Raw genomic sequence first — 14,436 nt, forward strand, 5'->3', positions numbered from 1 at the left:
CCCACTATGTCTGATGCACTGCTGGGCGCCATCGCCGTCGTCTCCGCCATCGCCCTCGCCTCGATCATCGTCGCAGCCGGCCTCGCCGGCCAGCCGCCGCGAGCGCCCCGTCCCCGCCGGGCGCGCTGCCCCCGATCGATCGGCGTGGGCACCGTCCAAATGGTGGCCGAGGCCGACGATCCTGTCATCGTCATCGAGGTGGAAAGTGTTGCCGGCCAGCGCTTCACCGGACGGCTGTGCCACGGTCACGATGATCCGGTGGTGTCGGCGCTGCGTCCCGGGGTGATCGTGCTGGTGTCGTTCGACCCGGCCAGCCGCAAAGAGCTCTCGCTGGCCGATGACGCCGTGGCAATGCGGGCCGCTGTCGACCGCACGCTGCTGCGCCAGGGGGTGCTCACCGGTGATCAGCTGGATGTGATCCGGTTCGGTACCCGCTCGTGCGGTGTGGTGACCGGGATGCGGCCCACCGGCCGTGCGCGCGCCGACTACCGCGAGGTTGAACTGGACCTCATGGTCGCCCGCCCGGGCGGGGGCCAGTTCCCGGCCCGCGAAACCACGCTCGTGCCCGAGGCCGCGCTGACCAAGGTCTCCCCCGGCAGCATCATCGACGCCTACTACCTGCCAGAAGATGAGTCCGCGATCGCGGTGTGCCTGCCCCCGGCCTGAGCCGCTCATGGTCACCGGGCACCCCCGACCGCGAACGTGACCACCGCGGCCCAGTACAACGGGCTCGCGGTGGTATCGCCGTCGCGCCAGCGGCGCATCTGCTCGCGCTGCCAGCGGTTCAGGCTCAACACGGCGTCGTCGGCCTCGTGCGCGTCGTCGACGGCGATGACAACCTGTGCCATCGGATCCTCGGTGCGGGCGGTAAACCGGCGGTAGCCGGCGGTCGTCGGCAGTGACCACAGCGTTGCGGTCACCAGTTCGCTCCCGCAGAGCACCATCGCGGCGACCAGTCCGGTCGCCTCGTCGAACTGATAATCGCCGCCGGAGCCGCACGCGAGCAGAGCCACCCGGGGCGGCACCGGCAGCTGTGCGGCCATCAGATCCGAGGCCAGCAGCGGGCGGTGGTCCCCCACCGGTTCGGCGGCGCCATCCGCCGCGGACGTGCACGCCAGATGCAGGGCGGCGCGGTCGGCGTAGCCGTGCGCACGGTCGGCGGCGCTGGCGTGTCCGACGAACAACAATCGGCTCGGGGCGCGCTCAAGAAGCGCGGCCAGCCAGCTCCGGTCGGCATCGCTGCGGCGGAACAAGTCCACGGCGGCGCCGACCTCAGGCAGCACCGGACGGTGTGTGCGGAGCTCGTCGAAATGGCGGGACAGCGTGCTCTCACTCGACGGCCGGCCCAAGACTGAGCCGAGAGGTGAATCCGGTCGCTGACCCGGAACCCGCGGGTCGAGCACGAGAAGTGCTGGAGCGGTGTTCCTTTCACGCCAGCCCGCTGGTGTACGCGGTGCGTGGACGATGTTGGGTGGCACCGCCATCACGACGTCGACCATCTCCATAAGGCGATAACCCTCGGTGACGCTGGCGATGTCGACGAGCTGCCACGGGATGCGCGCGGCGTTGGTCCCTTTGAAGGTGATCGCCGACTTGCGGGCAGCGACCAGTTCCTCGGGACTGGGGCCGGTCAGCGGGAGCGCGAGCAGACCCCACGGGATGCGCGCCAGTCGCGCACTCGGTGAGATGAACAGCACCGGCCGCGGATCGGCAACACAGTCCATTTCCCGGGTCGCTTCGCTCCTGCCCTCCGCTTCGGCGATCAGTTCCCACGCTGGCGCCGATATCAGCAGCACACCCAGGATGTAGGCGAGCGTCAGTTCGCCGTCCGCGGTGGCGAACGGTCCGCGGGTCAGGGCCCGGTCGAGCGCTTCGGTGAGGCTTTCGTCGCCGTCTGGGTCGGGCAGCGCTCCTTGGAGTTCCTCGAGCGCGGCCAGCAGGATTGGCTCGTGCACCACCCAGGTGACCGTGCGATCGGGCTGGCCGACGATGCGCAGGCTGGCATACGTCGCCACCCCGAGATCGGCGAAGCGCAGCACGAATGCGGTTGAGTCGGTGCTCATGGCCACGTCGACCAGACGGGGCCGCCGGACGTGATGGCCTGGCCGTAACGGTTCTGCGCCAGCATCCGGTAGCGCGCCAGGATGGGTGTGCCGCCGGGATCCATCTGCAGGGCAGGAAGCGGACCCAGCGTCGTGAGTGTCAGCGCGTCGACGGAGAGCCCGCCGGCAGCCAGTGCCTCCTCGGCCAGGGTTTCGACGGGAACGGTCACCGTCGCAGGGGCGTCCCATCCGCCGGCTTCGCCATGCGGCTCGTTGGCGAAAGTACCTCGCGCGCAGTGATATTCGATGAGTTCGCTGAGAAGGGCGTCGTTCTCCCACTCCCATGCCACCGAGAAGGCGCCGGCCAGCATGCGCGCTGAAACCTGCGAGGCCCATCGCCAGCGCGCGTCGGCGTCGGTCATCGCGTAGCGCACGGAGTCGACCGCCAGGGCCGCGGGAATCTTGAGTTCGGCGGCCTTCTCCAGCTTGGCCAGGGCGCTGCGGTGGCGTTCGCTCCCGCTGTCGAATCGTGTGACCCCCAGCGAGGTCACCTGGCGTTCCTGGATCTGCTGCCAGCTGTCCGACGGATCGCCGATGCCGTCGAAGTTCAGGTCGGCCAGGGCGTCGGCGCGCCAGATCGAGCCGAGGTGGTCGTCGAGGCGGGCATATTGCAACCAACTCGATCGGGGCCAGCTGTCCAGGAATGTGCGGGCCTCGGCCACCTGTTCGACCGCGTCGGAGAAGCGGCCGCGGAACACCGAGATCCAGCTGCGCTGCATCAAGATGCGGTGGATGTAAAGCGGGCGGCCCAGTTCTCGCCATTGCGTTTCGGCGTGCCCCCAGGATTCGTCGGCTTCGGCCAGCCAGCCGACTCCCAACCGGGTGAGCCCGAAGTACAACCAGCACCGGGCGACGTCGTTGGCGCGGGAGTGCTCGGCGATCACCGGATAGGCGGACCCGACCAGTCGCTCGGTGGACTCGTGGTCGCCCCGCATCCAGGTGGCCGCGGCCGTCTCGAGTTCGGCTCGCGCCCAATACAGTCCCCAGTCCCGGCGTTGCGCCCGGGCGCCCGCCCGATGCAGCCACTGGTCCCCCTCGGCCAGCCGGCCGGTCTCGACACAGAACCGGCCGTACGCGATACCGGCGGCGACCAGTAACTGGTCGGCCTCATCGGTGCCATCGGTCAGTTCGTCGACGATCGGAATGATGTTCTGCCACAACTCCGCTGCCGGAACGTGCAGATCGTCGTCACACAGCGCCGTCGCGCACAGCACGCCCGCCAGGGTCGACAGGTGGCGCTGTTCGGCTTCCAGGTCGCCGAACCGGTGGGCGGCGTCGTCGTCGCGCAGGGCCGTGAGTTCCCGTGCGGCCTCTTCGTGTTCCCCAGCGGCCGCGGCCAGGCCGGTGCGCAGGAAGCGGGCCCGCAGGGTGTAGCGGGCAACCATTTGGTCGACCTCGGCGTACTGGGCCAGGCAATCGGTCATCCGTTGGAGGCACTCGCGGGTGCCGTCGTATGCCGTTCTGGTGAGGTAGATTTCGCCGAGCTGGGCGAAGGCCTCGAGCGCCAGGTCGTCACGATCTTCGCGTTCGATCTCCGGCATCAGCGATAGCAGGAGCTCCTTGGCCGCCTCTTCCTTTGCGGCGAGTGCGAGCTGGCGCGCCCGCTGCAGCTCACCGGTAATGGACACGGCTGGATCATAAGTCGGCTGACGCAGAGGATGGAGATAACGCCGAGACGGCGGACGTGCTCGGCACGTCCGCCGTCCCTTGCCCGGGATGCTGATCACCTCACTTGCAGGTGACGGTGATTTCGAACTTCTTGCTGATCATGCCGGCCATGGGGTTCTTCATGTCGGCGCCGGCGGCTTCACCGGTGATCGTGTAGGTGCTGCCGTCGACCTTCACGTCAGCAGAACCGGTCTTCATGCCCATGTTGTCGCTCACCGCGAGTGCGTTGCCATCGACGACCATCCCCAGGGACTGCAGCTTCGGTGGTTGACCGTCGGTCATGACCACACCGAGCCCCTGCTGACCACCCACCGCCCCGCTGGCGATATTGATCGTCCCGCCCTGCTTCACGCACGTCACGCTGTTGAGGTCCAGGCCCTGTAGGTCGTTTCCCTCGACCTTCACCGAGGTCTTCCCGCCGGAGGCGACGGCGACGCTGGGGGCCGAACCCGTCGCCGAGCTGGTGCCCTTGCTGCTGCTGTTGTTGTCGGAGCAGGCCATCAGCACCATGCTGCAGCCGAGAACGCCGACACCGACCGCGAGAATTCGCTTCACCTGTGTTCCCTTCGTTCGCGCGGCGCCTTGGTGGCACCGTCACGAGCCAAGTACAGGCGGTGGCCGTGGCTACCGATCCCAAACTTTTCGCGCGGAGTCGTCGATTTCGGCGCGCTTTCGTTCGCCCAGCGGCGGTTTGCGCGCCGAAATCAGGCTTTGGCGAGCTGCTTGTCCGCGTAGCGCTGCGCCCATTCCTTGCGGGAGCGGATGGACACGTCGACGTCGGTGGCCTTCGCGCGCAGCGCGGCCACCGTGGCGTCCTTCTTTGCGGTACGGGCGAACGGATCCCAGCCGAAGAACCGGGACGAGTTCTCCCAGGTGATCTTGTTGATATCGGAATCCGAGGCACCCGCGGCGTCCAACTCGGCCAGCACCTGCTCCGGGGCGTCGGGCCAGAAGCAGTCCGAGTGCGGGTAGTCGCACTCCCAGGCGATGATGTCGATCCCGATTTCGTGGCGCAGTTTCAGGGACGTCTTGTCGGTGACGTAGCAGGCCAGCGAATGCTCACGGAACACGTCGCTGGGTAGCTTGTCGCCGAAGTCGCGGCGCAGCCATTTCTGGTTGGAGTAGTGCCGGTCCGAGCGATCCAGGTAGAACGGGATCCAGCCGATGCCGCCCTCGGAGAAGGCGAACTTCAAGTCCGGGTAGTTGCGCATCGCGGGACCCCACAACAGATCCTGCGCGCACATCGCCGAGATCTGGGTGGCCAGGATGATCAGGTTGTCGATCGGCGCATTGGGGGCCATGCTGATCGCCCCGAACCCGGTGCCGATGTGCAGACACATCACCACGTTCTCCTCGGACAGCGTCCGGAACACCGGACCCCAGTACTCGTCGTCGTGGTAACTCGGCAGGCCCTCCAGGTGGGGCAGCTCAGGCATGGTGACCGCACGGCAGCCCTTGGCCGCGACCCGGCGGATCTCGGCGCACATCCCCTCGGGCGTCCACGTCGGCAGGATCGCGATCGGGATGAAGCGGTCCGGGTAGGAACCCGCCCATTCGTCGATGTGCCAGTCGTTGTAGGCCGACACCATCACCAGGGTGACGTCCTCGCGCGTCATGTTGAGGTGCCGCGCGGAGAAGCCGGTGAACGTGGGGAAGCACATCGAGGCCAGGATGCCGTTGCGGTTCATGTCCCGGACCCGCTCGTGCACGTCGTAGACGCCGGGGCGCATCTCAGCGAAACCGGCCGGGTCCCGGCCCCACTCCTCGGGCGGCCAGGACACCACGGCGTTCAGGCCGCTGACGCCCTGCGGGCGGCCCTGGTACATCCACTGGTCGACGCCCTTGTCGTCGGTGACGACGATCGGCGCCTCGGCCTTGTACTTGGCGGGGAGGTGGTTGAGGAACATGTCCGGGGGCTCGACCACGTGGTCATCGATGCTCACCAGGATCAGGTCGTCGACGTTCATGGCTTAAGTTGTACCCTCGATAATCGTGACCGTCTCCGCACATTCGGCCAGAGACTTGGCCCAATCGGCCAACATCGCGCTGGGCGCTCGACCGGCCAACATCGGCCAGGTCGAGCTGCGCCGCGGCGGACGCGTCCTGGCCGGCAGTTATCTCTACGAAGGTGAGCTGCTGGTCACCGGCTGGCATTTTCACGACGTGCACCAAATCGAGTACGCGATCGGCGGGGTGGTCGAGGTCGAGACGGCGTCGGCCCATTACCTGCTGCCGCCCCAGCAGGCGGCCTGGATTCCGGCCGGCCTGGAACACCAGGCGACCATGAATCCGTCCGTCAAGACGCTGGCGGTGATGTTCGACCCGGAGCTCATCCCAGGCGCCGGCGACCGGGCCCGGATCCTGGCGGTGTCTCCGCTGATCCGGGAGATGATGCTGTACGCGCTGCGCTGGCCGATCTCCCGGGCCGACGGTGACGACACCTCCGACTCGTTTTTCCGCACGCTGGCCAATCTGGTGGTCGAGGCGCTGGATCATGAAGCGCCACTGAGTCTTCCGAGTTCGGACGACCCGGTGGTCGCGGCGGCGATGGCCTACACCAAAGAGCACCTGCAGTCGGTCAGCCTGCAAGAGGTCTGCCGGGCGGTGGCAGTCTCCGAACGCACACTGCGTAGGCAATTCCAGAACGAAGCCCAGATATCCTGGCGCACTTATCTTTTACATGCCAGGATGCTGCGGGCGATGGCGCTGTTGGCCGCGCCCACTCAGAGTGTGCAGCAGACCGCCACCGCTGTCGGCTTCGACAGCATGGGCTCGTTCACCCGGGCCTTCAGCCAGTTCTGCGGAGAGACCCCGTCGTCATACCGACGACGCGTCACCAGCACTGGCGTGTGAGTTGACCGCGCTCCGGTCCGAGCGTTCGTGCCAGCGCAGGCGCAACAACAACAACCCGCGGTGCGCTTCGAACCCCAGCGACAACGGGTGTCGCCAAGGGGCCGATCGTGATCGCCGTGTTTGTGTCACGACTCCACTGTGCCAGCCGGCCGGCAGGTGCCGCCGCGCCACACGCCCCGATGTGCCGCTTGTCACCTGAAGTTCGTTGTCTGTCAAGAATCCTCGCCGCCCACAGCCCCGCGGATCTCCTGGCCGGCCCGCTTGGCCGACTCGCCGACGTCACCGCGCGCAGCGACCGCAGTGGCGCGCAGTCCTTCGACATTACGGTCGAACACCTCGCGGACATTGTCACCCTGTGCGGCGGCCGTCGCCACCGCGAACGCGCTGTCGAGGGCCGAACCTGCCACGGTGCCCTGGGCGGAGGCCAGCGAACCCGCGACCTCGCCCGCGTATCCGAGGACCGCGACCGGGAGCGTGGCCTGATGGCCGATGTAGTTGGTGACGGCTGCCCGTAGCCGGCCGCCAGCCTCGCCGAGCACATCCTGCACGCCTGCGCCGGTGCGCTCCCACGCCGACGAGATGGTTTCGCCGGCTTGGATGGCACCCGCGAACGTTGCCGGTGCGTGGACGATCGCGGTGGTGACATCGGTTGCAGCGTCGATCAATTGGCTGCCGAGCGCCTGACCGGCGGCGATCTGGCGCTCGAGAACGTGGCGGATGACGATGTTCATCCGCGGTTCCTCGGCGACCTCGACGGGCGAAGCGGCGGAGACTGTTTCGGACTCGGTCGTGGATTCAGACATGCGCCCAGTCAACTCGCGTGGGCCGACCAGACGATATCGGCGAAGTGACGTACGGGATTCTGACAGGCAAAGAGACGGGAGCCCGGCGTCCGGCGGCTACCAGGATGCAACCAGCTATCCGCCAGCTTGTTGCCAGAATGTGGCCCTATTCTCAGGTTTCGCGTCCCGGCGACTGTGACGCGCCATGTTGGTGCCTGCGCTGGAGGTCACTTTTATGACGAACTTCATTCGAATCGGATTCGGAACCGTCGCCCTTGGTGCGATGTCTCTCACCCTTGGATCCGCGGTGGCGCTGGCCGATGATTACGCCGGAAAGTCGTACGCGGACGCCTCTTCGGCGATCAGCAGCGCCGGGCAAAAGTCCGTCATCGCCACCTCTGTCGGCGACGGAGTCAGCCAGAGCGACTGCGTGGTGACGCACTCGCAGAAGGCGCCCTGGCTCAAGGGCGACAACTTCTCCCCCGTCACCGACACCGTGCTGCTGTACCTGAACTGCGATGCCAAGCTCGCGAAGGCGGGCAAGGCCGGCAACTCGTTGGCCAGCCCCGAGGGCCAGACCGAGAAGGCCGCCGAGGACGAGCAGGCCGCGAAGGATGCCGCCGCAGCGCAGGCCGCCGCCCAGCAGAACGAAGCCACCCAACTGGTTTCACCCGGCGGTAACTGACGATCTCGCGCCCCGGCTTGCCGCCGGGGCTCCCGGCGGCGAGGATTCCGTGGCAATGGATGCCAAACACGCCGCCGAACTCGCCGATCTCGACGCCATCGGGCAGGCGGCGCTGGTCGCTTCCGGGGAACTGTCGGCCGTCGAGCTTCTCGACGCGGCGATCACCCGGACCGAGGCCGCCCGCGGGCTCAACGCCGTCATTACCGACCTCTTCGAACGCGGGCGAGATCAGGCCGCCGCCCTCGATCAGTCCGGAACTCTGCGCGCCGGTGCGGCCGGCCCGGTAGCCGGAGTTCCGTTCCTGCTCAAGGATCTTGGCGCATCGTTGGCCGGCGCGCGGGAGGCAATGGGTTCGCGAGCGCTGCGCAACCACGTGGCGACCCAGACGGCCTGGATCGTCGATCGTTATCTGGCCGCCGGCCTGGTGGTGTTCGGCAAGACCAACACCCCCGAATGGGGCAACCACTGCACCACCGAGCCGGCGTTGTTCGGCCGCACCGCCAATCCGTGGTCGCCGGACATCACGCCGGGCGGTTCGAGCGGCGGGTCGGCTGCTGCGGTGGCCGCCGGCGTCGTGCCTGCGGCCTCCGGTGGCGACGGGACCGGGTCGATCCGGGTGCCCGCGGCCTGCTGTGGTCTGGTCGGGCTCAAGCCGCGGCGGGCGCGCACCTCGTTCGCGCCGTCCGGGCACCTGCTGGAGGGTCTGGCTGTCGAACATGCGCTGACGCGCACGGTCCGCGACAGCGCCGCCCTGCTGGATGCGGTGACCGGCGGCGCCCCAGGCGATCCGTACAACGCTGCGTTACCGGCCCAGTCATTCTTGAGCGCCGTGGGTCAACCGCCGCCACCGCAGCGGATCCTGATCGCAACCCAGTCCCCCTTCCCCGCCCCGCAGACCGATCCACGGGTGGTGGCCGCGGTCGAAACTGCCGGGCGCGCACTGGAATTGATCGGCCATCACGTCGAGCCGGGAGCGCCCGGTTTCGACACCGATGCCGTCGCCAACGCGATCGCGGTACTGCACAACGTCAGCAATGTGCAGCTGTACAACTACGCCACGTCGCACCTGGGTCGTGCGCCGCGCGAGGACGAATTCGAGCCCAGCAGCTGGGTGATGATGCGGGAAGGCTTCAGCACGTCGGGCGTCGACTATGCCGGCGCCATCGACACCATCCATGCCCAGACCCGTCAGTTCGTCGCAGGCATGGCGGCCCACGACGTGCTGCTGGTTCCGACGCTGCTGGCGCCGCCCCCGGCCTATGGCGTTCTGGATCAACCCCGCGGCACCACCCGGGCGTTCTTCGACGTCGAGTTCGCCCACACCGGCTGGACCACGATGGGCAACGTAACCGGCTGGGCGGCCATCTCCCTGCCTCTGGCGGTCACCGAGGACGGCTTGCCGATCGGGGTTCAGTTGCTGGCACCCGACGAGACGGTCCTGCTTCAGCTGGCCAGCCAACTCGAACAGGCCATTCCGTGGGCACAGCGACGACCGCCGGGATGGCTCGGCGCGCCCCTGTCCTGACGGTTGTGCCTTTGGATGAACCGCGCAGTGGCCGTCGACCGCGTGACACACTGTGGCCATGGTTGTCTCTATTGCGCGTCCGAAGCTGGAAGGCAATGTCGCGGTCGGTGAGGACCGTCAGATCGGCTTCGCCGAATTCGGCAGCGCTCAGGGGCGGGCCATTTTCTGGCTACACGGCACCCCGGGGGCCAGGCGCCAGATTCCGATGGAAGCCAGGGTGTTCGCCGAACAGAACCACATTCGGCTGATCGGGATCGACCGGCCGGGGATCGGGTCGTCGACCCCATTCCAATACGAGAACGTCCTGGCCTTCGCCAGTGACTTGGCGATCATTGCCGACATCCTCGGCGTCGACAAGATGGCGGTTGTCGGCCTATCCGGCGGCGGCCCGTACACGCTGGGTTGCGCGACTGCGATGCCTGACCGCATCGTGGCCGCCGCAGTGCTCGGCGGGGTGGCGCCGACCGTCGGTCCGGACGCCATCAGCGGCGGGTTGATGAAGGTGGGCACGGCCGCTGCTCCGCTCATCGAGCTCGCCGGAGCGCCGCTGCGGTTGGCGGCCGTCAGTCTGATCCGGTTGATCAAGCCGGTGGCCGAGCCTGCCCTCTACATCTACGCCGGGATCTCCCCCGAAGGCGACCGCAAAATGCTGGTCCGCCCGGAATTCAAGGCGATGTTCCTCGACGACCTGCTCAACGGCAGTCGCAAGCAGATGGCGGCGCCGTTCGCCGATGTCGTGGTGTTCGCCCGGGACTGGGGGTTCCGGCTCGACGAGGTCAAGGTGCCTATTCAGTGGTGGCACGGCGACCGCGACCACATCGTGCCGTTCGCGCACGGCCAGCACGTGGTCGCCAGGCTGCCCGACGCCGAACTCCACACGCTGACCGGCGAGAGCCACCTCGCGGGTCTTGGCCGCGCCGAGGACATCCTGCGCACCATGCTCGAGCTCTGGGATCGCGCCGAATCCACAACCTAGTGCGGCGAATTCGGTTCGCCGGCTAGTGGGTCTATGCGCCCAGCTGGCTCTTGATCAGCCCGTCCTGCTTCTGGCCGAACTCGGTGACCAAATCATTTGGCACCGGATCCCCGACAGGGCCGGAGAATTCAAGGGCCGAGGCCGCATTGCCCTCGGTGAAATACAGAACACTGAGCGACCGCGTGCCATCCGGTGACTGCCCGGTGATCAGCTGTCCGTTCTGTCCCACCGGAACCGCGACGGTCTTCGAATTGGTGACCGGTGTGGCGGCCTGGGCCGAACTGATGGCACCCGCGGCGGCTCCTGGATCGCCCAGCACCCAGACCGTGTCGGTGATCGTGCGTCCGTCGCGATGGGTGTAGACCGTCGTGGCACCGGGCTGGCCGCCGGGATTGAGGACCGGCGGGGCCGCGGTGTAGGCCAGCGAATCGGTCACCACGTTGGGGTCGATGAGCAAAACGGTGTAGTCACCGGGATCGGCTGCAGCCAGGCCTGCGCCAAGTGACATACCGGCCGAAAGCAGCGCTGCGGTGGTCAAACCGCCGAGACGACGAGAGTTCATAGCGAATCTTCCATTCGGGAAAGTTGTTTACTGGCGGGTCAATTCGTCGGAACGCTCTATCCGCACGGGTAGCAGCCGAAGCCACGCCATCCGTCGCGCCAGAAAAAGCCTGATCCGCAACCCATGTTGCCCGTGCCGCCCTGGCAATCGAGCGCGGAGATAATGGGCGAATTGCTCGGACCAGATGGCGTTGCATTGTTGGTAGAGGCCGCATTAGCGGTGACCGCACCGGAGAGTGAGCCGACGATCATGCTCGCGGCGGCAATACCCATGACGAATTTTCGCATTGAAGCTCCCCCAATTTGGGTCGCGCGGAATGGGACTTTCTCACGCTACGACAGGTCATGAATCCGAACAGCTAATTCGGATGGTTTGTTCGCCACCGTTTCGGCTCCTTGGCCCGTCGGTAATGCCTAATGCCCCCATAGGCGAGGGCCAGAAGTCCCTGTTGGCCGGGTAGTGGCGCGGGAGAAGCTGATTGGCGTAACCGGGGCCACTGAATGCAACTGAATGCCACTGATCGACGCTGACTGCCACTGACCGACACTGAAAGGTCTAGCCATGAATGACACCCTCGCCGAGCGCAGTTACGCCTGGCGGATGATCCGCACCGCGCGGTTGTCCCAATCCACCGCAGTGCATGCCGACGGCGCCGATATCGTCACGGTGCTGAGCGAAGCCCTCGACGCCGGACTGGGCCGGGCCGAGATCATCGTCGAACTGGCCGACCTCGGGGCGCGGATGTTCGCGCTGTGCAATCCGGAGCTGGTCGAGGGCGAAGCCGAAGTCTGCCCGGCCTAACTCGTCAGTCCGAGAAGGGTGCGCCGCAGCAGGTGCATGGCCACCGTGGTGGATCGCTCGCGGATGTCGGCGCGCTCCCCCGGCAGCCGCACCGGCCGGGTCACCGTGGTGCCGTCGGCCAGCATCACGCAAAACCACACGGTCCCCACCGGTTTGTCCTCGGTTCCGCCGCCGGGTCCGGCGATGCCAGTGATCGCAACCGCGGTGTCGGCGCCGAATCGGCGCAACGCCCCCGCAGCCATGGCCTCGGCGACCTCCTGTGACACCGCGCCATTGGCGTCGATCAGGGCCGGATCGACGCCGAGAACGTCCACCTTCGCCTCGTTCGCGTAGGCCACGACCGCGCCCGCGACATATGCCGACGATCCCGGCTGATCGGTGAGGCGAGCCGCCAGCAGGCCGGCGGTGCATGATTCCGCCGTCGCGATGCGCCTGCCCGCCAGCAGTCGGGCGACCTGGTCGTCGATCAGCGAACCATCTTCGGAGAACACCATTTCCCCGTGCCGAGCCCGCACCAGATCCATCAGCTGCTGATAGACCGCGGCGCTGTGCGGCTCGTAGCGGGTGACCATTTCCACTTCGCCGCGGCGTAGGCAGGTGGTGACCTCCAATTCGGTGAAGCCCGGGATGCTCTCGGCCACGCGCAACGTTTCGGCCAGCCCGGACTCGGCGAGGCCGAACATCCGCACAGTGTCCTGGCGATAGACGGTCCGTCCGGCGATCGCCTGCTGGACGGCGTCGTCGGCGATGGCCGCCGGCCACATCGCCTGAAGTTCACGCGGCGGTCCCGGTAGGACCAGCACGGTCGGCGTGCCGGGGACCACGACGCCGGGCGCGGTCCCGACCGGGTCGAGGATGTGAGCGTCGACCGGAACCATGGCCTGCTTGCGGTTGGCCGCGAGCACGGCGTCGAAGTCGACACCGGTGAACCGGGCCATCAGATTCTTCAGGATGGCGGCGATCTTGGCTTCCAGATCGGTGTCGAGTGTCAGGTCGCGACCGCAGAAGCGGGCCACCATCTCGACGGTCATATCGTCGGCAGTGGGTCCCAGTCCCCCGGTCGTGACGATCAGGTCGACGCCCTCGCCGGCCAGGAACCGCAGCTGGGCCTCGATGTCGGCTGCACGGTCACCGCAAATGGTGATGTGTGCCAATTCGACACCCAACTCCAACAGCCGGTCGGCGACCCAGGGGCCGTTGCGGTCCGCGATGCGTCCGGTGAGAACTTCGGTGCCGGTGATGACGATTCCCGCGCGCACACTCATACCGAGCGAGATTACGCAGGGACGCTTTAGGTCACGGGATCGGGACTTAGCCCGGTGGTCTGTCCGAGCGCTTGCAGCCAGGCGTTGGTGTCGTTGACGTAGAAGCCGATCTCGCCGGCCGCGGTACCGATCACCAGGTGTGTCCGGCCGCCCACGACGCTGCCCTTGAAAACCTTCGCCAGGTGCAGCCCGGTGATGGTGTCGAGCGGGACGCTGATCGTCGTTCCGGTCAGGGTCAGGAAGACCAGGCGCCTGCGGGTCAGAGCGATGCGACCGTTGTTCTTCACCCCGGGATAACCGGGAGCTGTCGCACCTCGGTAGTGACCCTTTTCGAGTGGCCGGATGATGGTTTCGGCAGCCAGCTCGGTGTCGAGCTGTCCGGCGCCGGCGCGGTACTTGCCCCAAAAGATGAGCACGATCGGCAGCGCAATGAGCGCAAGCACGACAGCGATGCCGACGACCAGGAGGATGACCTGTATCGCGATGTTCATGTCGTCAGCGCGGCGCCGCGCCGGGAGCCCGGACCACAAGGGGCACAGCAGGGAACGCGGCCGCCATCTCGGAGCGTGCCCTGCGCAGGGCGCTGGTGCCGTAGCCCTTCTTCCGATGATCGGGGTGGATCCAGATCCGGACGTTGACCTCGCCGCCGAGCAGCTCGCCGAAGACCATGCCCACCTTGTCGTCGCCGTCGATGGCGACGAACCAGGCCGCTTCTTCAGCGCTCAAACGGTCACGCGCCGAACCGATTTCGTCATCCAGGTTGCCGGCGGGCGCACCCGAACCGTCACCGGCGGCACCGATTTCCTGGGTGCGGGTGGCGAAGATGTCGCGGTCGGTCTCATCCGAGAACGGCCGAAGCTGCAGGCTCTCGTCCGAGCTGGCCGGGCGTTCCCCGAGCGTGAACGACAGCTGGCTGTTCAGGTCAGAGAGCTCGGCGGTGATGCGGTCGCGGGAATCCTTGGTCACCTGCGCGAAGGACAGCCCCAGGACGGCTTCGGTGCCCAGCTTCGAGGTACCGAGCAGCGTGGTGATGGCGTCCACCGCGGAGGCCCGATCTTCCGAGTCGACGATGACGTCGAGCACTTCGTGGCGGCGTTCGAGCGCGTTGAGCAGAGCATCGGCAATCTCGCGGCGGGCAGCAGCGCGGTCGAGGTCAGTCATGGGAGTAAGCGTAGTTCGGTGGGCTGAGTTCGGCGGGGGTCCGGAGCAAAGTCCGC

At 67.2% G+C, this 14,436-nt stretch carries 16 protein-coding genes; 6 read left to right on the forward strand and 10 right to left on the reverse strand.

Features of this window, described 5'->3' with window-relative positions:
* Positions 1 to 6: 6 nt before the first annotated feature.
* A complete protein-coding gene (locus SLQ31_RS29500; protein WP_413642184.1) occupies positions 7 to 666 on the forward strand; it encodes a hypothetical protein in 660 nt (219 codons plus the stop codon).
* Between the two features lie 11 nt (positions 667 to 677).
* Here the strand turns inward: SLQ31_RS29500 and SLQ31_RS15505 are convergent, their stop codons facing one another.
* The 4 genes from SLQ31_RS15505 to SLQ31_RS15520 all read right to left on the reverse strand — a co-directional run bounded on the left by SLQ31_RS15505 (position 678) and on the right by SLQ31_RS15520 (position 5,737).
* Positions 678 to 2,063 carry a CHAT domain-containing protein gene (locus SLQ31_RS15505; protein ID WP_319434085.1) on the reverse strand — a complete coding sequence of 462 codons (1,386 nt, stop codon included), beginning with the start codon at positions 2,061 to 2,063 and terminating at the stop codon, positions 678 to 680.
* Entirely contained in the window at positions 2,060 to 3,730 is a 1,671-nt protein-coding gene (locus SLQ31_RS15510; RefSeq protein WP_319434087.1) for a hypothetical protein, read from the reverse strand. The genes SLQ31_RS15505 and SLQ31_RS15510 overlap by 4 nt, the downstream gene beginning before the upstream one ends.
* Positions 3,731 to 3,830: 100 nt before the next feature.
* Complete coding sequence (locus tag SLQ31_RS15515) at positions 3,831 to 4,325, reverse strand: lipoprotein LpqH (protein WP_319434089.1); 495 nt, start codon at positions 4,323 to 4,325, stop codon at positions 3,831 to 3,833.
* Between the two features lie 149 nt (positions 4,326 to 4,474).
* On the reverse strand, positions 4,475 to 5,737 hold the full coding sequence (locus tag SLQ31_RS15520; protein ID WP_319434091.1) for an amidohydrolase family protein: 1,263 nt from the start codon (positions 5,735 to 5,737) through the stop codon (positions 4,475 to 4,477).
* A 25-nt stretch (positions 5,738 to 5,762) separates the two neighbouring features.
* On the opposite strand from SLQ31_RS15520, the gene SLQ31_RS15525 reads away from it, so the two are divergent.
* A complete protein-coding gene (locus SLQ31_RS15525) occupies positions 5,763 to 6,623 on the forward strand; it encodes a helix-turn-helix transcriptional regulator (protein WP_319434093.1) in 861 nt (286 codons plus the stop codon).
* Between the two features lie 212 nt (positions 6,624 to 6,835).
* Here SLQ31_RS15525 and SLQ31_RS15530 read toward each other — a convergent pair whose 3' ends face one another.
* Positions 6,836 to 7,426 (reverse strand): hypothetical protein, encoded by a 591-nt coding sequence (locus SLQ31_RS15530; RefSeq protein ID WP_319434095.1) that lies wholly within the window; start codon positions 7,424 to 7,426, stop codon positions 6,836 to 6,838.
* A 214-nt stretch (positions 7,427 to 7,640) separates the two neighbouring features.
* On the opposite strand from SLQ31_RS15530, the gene SLQ31_RS15535 reads away from it, so the two are divergent.
* Genes SLQ31_RS15535 through SLQ31_RS15545 form a run of 3 tightly spaced genes read left to right on the forward strand, consistent with a single transcriptional unit; the run spans position 7,641 to position 10,591 of the window.
* Positions 7,641 to 8,090, forward strand: a complete 450-nt coding sequence (locus SLQ31_RS15535) for a hypothetical protein (RefSeq protein WP_319434097.1) — start codon at positions 7,641 to 7,643, stop codon at positions 8,088 to 8,090.
* A 55-nt stretch (positions 8,091 to 8,145) separates the two neighbouring features.
* On the forward strand, positions 8,146 to 9,615 hold the full coding sequence (locus tag SLQ31_RS15540; RefSeq protein WP_319434099.1) for an amidase: 1,470 nt from the start codon (positions 8,146 to 8,148) through the stop codon (positions 9,613 to 9,615).
* 58 nt (positions 9,616 to 9,673) lie between these two features.
* Positions 9,674 to 10,591: an alpha/beta hydrolase gene (locus SLQ31_RS15545; protein ID WP_319434101.1), complete on the forward strand. Its 918-nt coding sequence runs from the start codon at positions 9,674 to 9,676 to the stop codon at positions 10,589 to 10,591.
* Positions 10,592 to 10,622: 31 nt separating this feature from the next.
* Here SLQ31_RS15545 and SLQ31_RS15550 read toward each other — a convergent pair whose 3' ends face one another.
* Positions 10,623 to 11,153, reverse strand: coding sequence for a hypothetical protein (locus tag SLQ31_RS15550; protein ID WP_319434103.1), 531 nt, complete (start codon positions 11,151 to 11,153; stop codon positions 10,623 to 10,625).
* A gap of 56 nt (positions 11,154 to 11,209) precedes the next feature.
* Entirely contained in the window at positions 11,210 to 11,440 is a 231-nt protein-coding gene (locus SLQ31_RS15555; protein WP_319434104.1) for a hypothetical protein, read from the reverse strand.
* 274 nt (positions 11,441 to 11,714) lie between these two features.
* On the opposite strand from SLQ31_RS15555, the gene SLQ31_RS15560 reads away from it, so the two are divergent.
* Entirely contained in the window at positions 11,715 to 11,954 is a 240-nt protein-coding gene (locus SLQ31_RS15560) for a hypothetical protein (protein ID WP_319434106.1), read from the forward strand.
* Here the strand turns inward: SLQ31_RS15560 and SLQ31_RS15565 are convergent.
* The 3 genes from SLQ31_RS15565 to SLQ31_RS15575 are packed head-to-tail and all read right to left on the reverse strand — an operon-like array spanning position 11,951 to position 14,380.
* Complete coding sequence (locus SLQ31_RS15565; protein WP_319434108.1) at positions 11,951 to 13,219, reverse strand: competence/damage-inducible protein A; 1,269 nt, start codon at positions 13,217 to 13,219, stop codon at positions 11,951 to 11,953. The two genes, SLQ31_RS15560 and SLQ31_RS15565, sit on opposite strands and share 4 nt — an antisense overlap.
* A gap of 26 nt (positions 13,220 to 13,245) precedes the next feature.
* Positions 13,246 to 13,710 carry a hypothetical protein gene (locus SLQ31_RS15570; protein ID WP_319434110.1) on the reverse strand — a complete coding sequence of 155 codons (465 nt, stop codon included), beginning with the start codon at positions 13,708 to 13,710 and terminating at the stop codon, positions 13,246 to 13,248.
* A gap of 4 nt (positions 13,711 to 13,714) precedes the next feature.
* Positions 13,715 to 14,380 carry a GNAT family N-acetyltransferase gene (locus tag SLQ31_RS15575; RefSeq protein ID WP_319434112.1) on the reverse strand — a complete coding sequence of 222 codons (666 nt, stop codon included), beginning with the start codon at positions 14,378 to 14,380 and terminating at the stop codon, positions 13,715 to 13,717.
* Positions 14,381 to 14,436: the final 56 nt, after the last annotated feature.

Origin of the sequence: Mycobacterium sp. RTGN5 (assembly GCF_033804465.1) — a bacterium.
GTDB lineage: Bacteria > Actinomycetota > Actinomycetes > Mycobacteriales > Mycobacteriaceae > Mycobacterium.

What these genes read in the sequence shown, in the direction of transcription:
- SLQ31_RS29500 (WP_413642184.1), top strand. Translation starts at nt 7, where the DNA reads ATGTCTGATGCACTGCTGGGCGCCATCGCCGTCGTCTCCGCCATCGCC.
- SLQ31_RS15505 (WP_319434085.1), bottom strand. Translation starts at nt 2,063, where the DNA reads ATGAGCACCGACTCAACCGCATTCGTGCTGCGCTTCGCCGATCTCGGG.
- SLQ31_RS15520 (WP_319434091.1), bottom strand. Translation starts at nt 5,737, where the DNA reads ATGAACGTCGACGACCTGATCCTGGTGAGCATCGATGACCACGTGGTC.
- SLQ31_RS15530 (WP_319434095.1), bottom strand. Translation starts at nt 7,426, where the DNA reads ATGTCTGAATCCACGACCGAGTCCGAAACAGTCTCCGCCGCTTCGCCC.
- SLQ31_RS15535 (WP_319434097.1), top strand. Translation starts at nt 7,641, where the DNA reads ATGACGAACTTCATTCGAATCGGATTCGGAACCGTCGCCCTTGGTGCG.
- SLQ31_RS15540 (WP_319434099.1), top strand. Translation starts at nt 8,146, where the DNA reads ATGGATGCCAAACACGCCGCCGAACTCGCCGATCTCGACGCCATCGGG.
- SLQ31_RS15545 (WP_319434101.1), top strand. Translation starts at nt 9,674, where the DNA reads ATGGTTGTCTCTATTGCGCGTCCGAAGCTGGAAGGCAATGTCGCGGTC.
- SLQ31_RS15550 (WP_319434103.1), bottom strand. Translation starts at nt 11,153, where the DNA reads ATGAACTCTCGTCGTCTCGGCGGTTTGACCACCGCAGCGCTGCTTTCG.
- SLQ31_RS15555 (WP_319434104.1), bottom strand. Translation starts at nt 11,440, where the DNA reads ATGCGAAAATTCGTCATGGGTATTGCCGCCGCGAGCATGATCGTCGGC.
- SLQ31_RS15560 (WP_319434106.1), top strand. Translation starts at nt 11,715, where the DNA reads ATGAATGACACCCTCGCCGAGCGCAGTTACGCCTGGCGGATGATCCGC.
- SLQ31_RS15565 (WP_319434108.1), bottom strand. Translation starts at nt 13,219, where the DNA reads ATGAGTGTGCGCGCGGGAATCGTCATCACCGGCACCGAAGTTCTCACC.
- SLQ31_RS15570 (WP_319434110.1), bottom strand. Translation starts at nt 13,710, where the DNA reads ATGAACATCGCGATACAGGTCATCCTCCTGGTCGTCGGCATCGCTGTC.
- SLQ31_RS15575 (WP_319434112.1), bottom strand. Translation starts at nt 14,380, where the DNA reads ATGACTGACCTCGACCGCGCTGCTGCCCGCCGCGAGATTGCCGATGCT.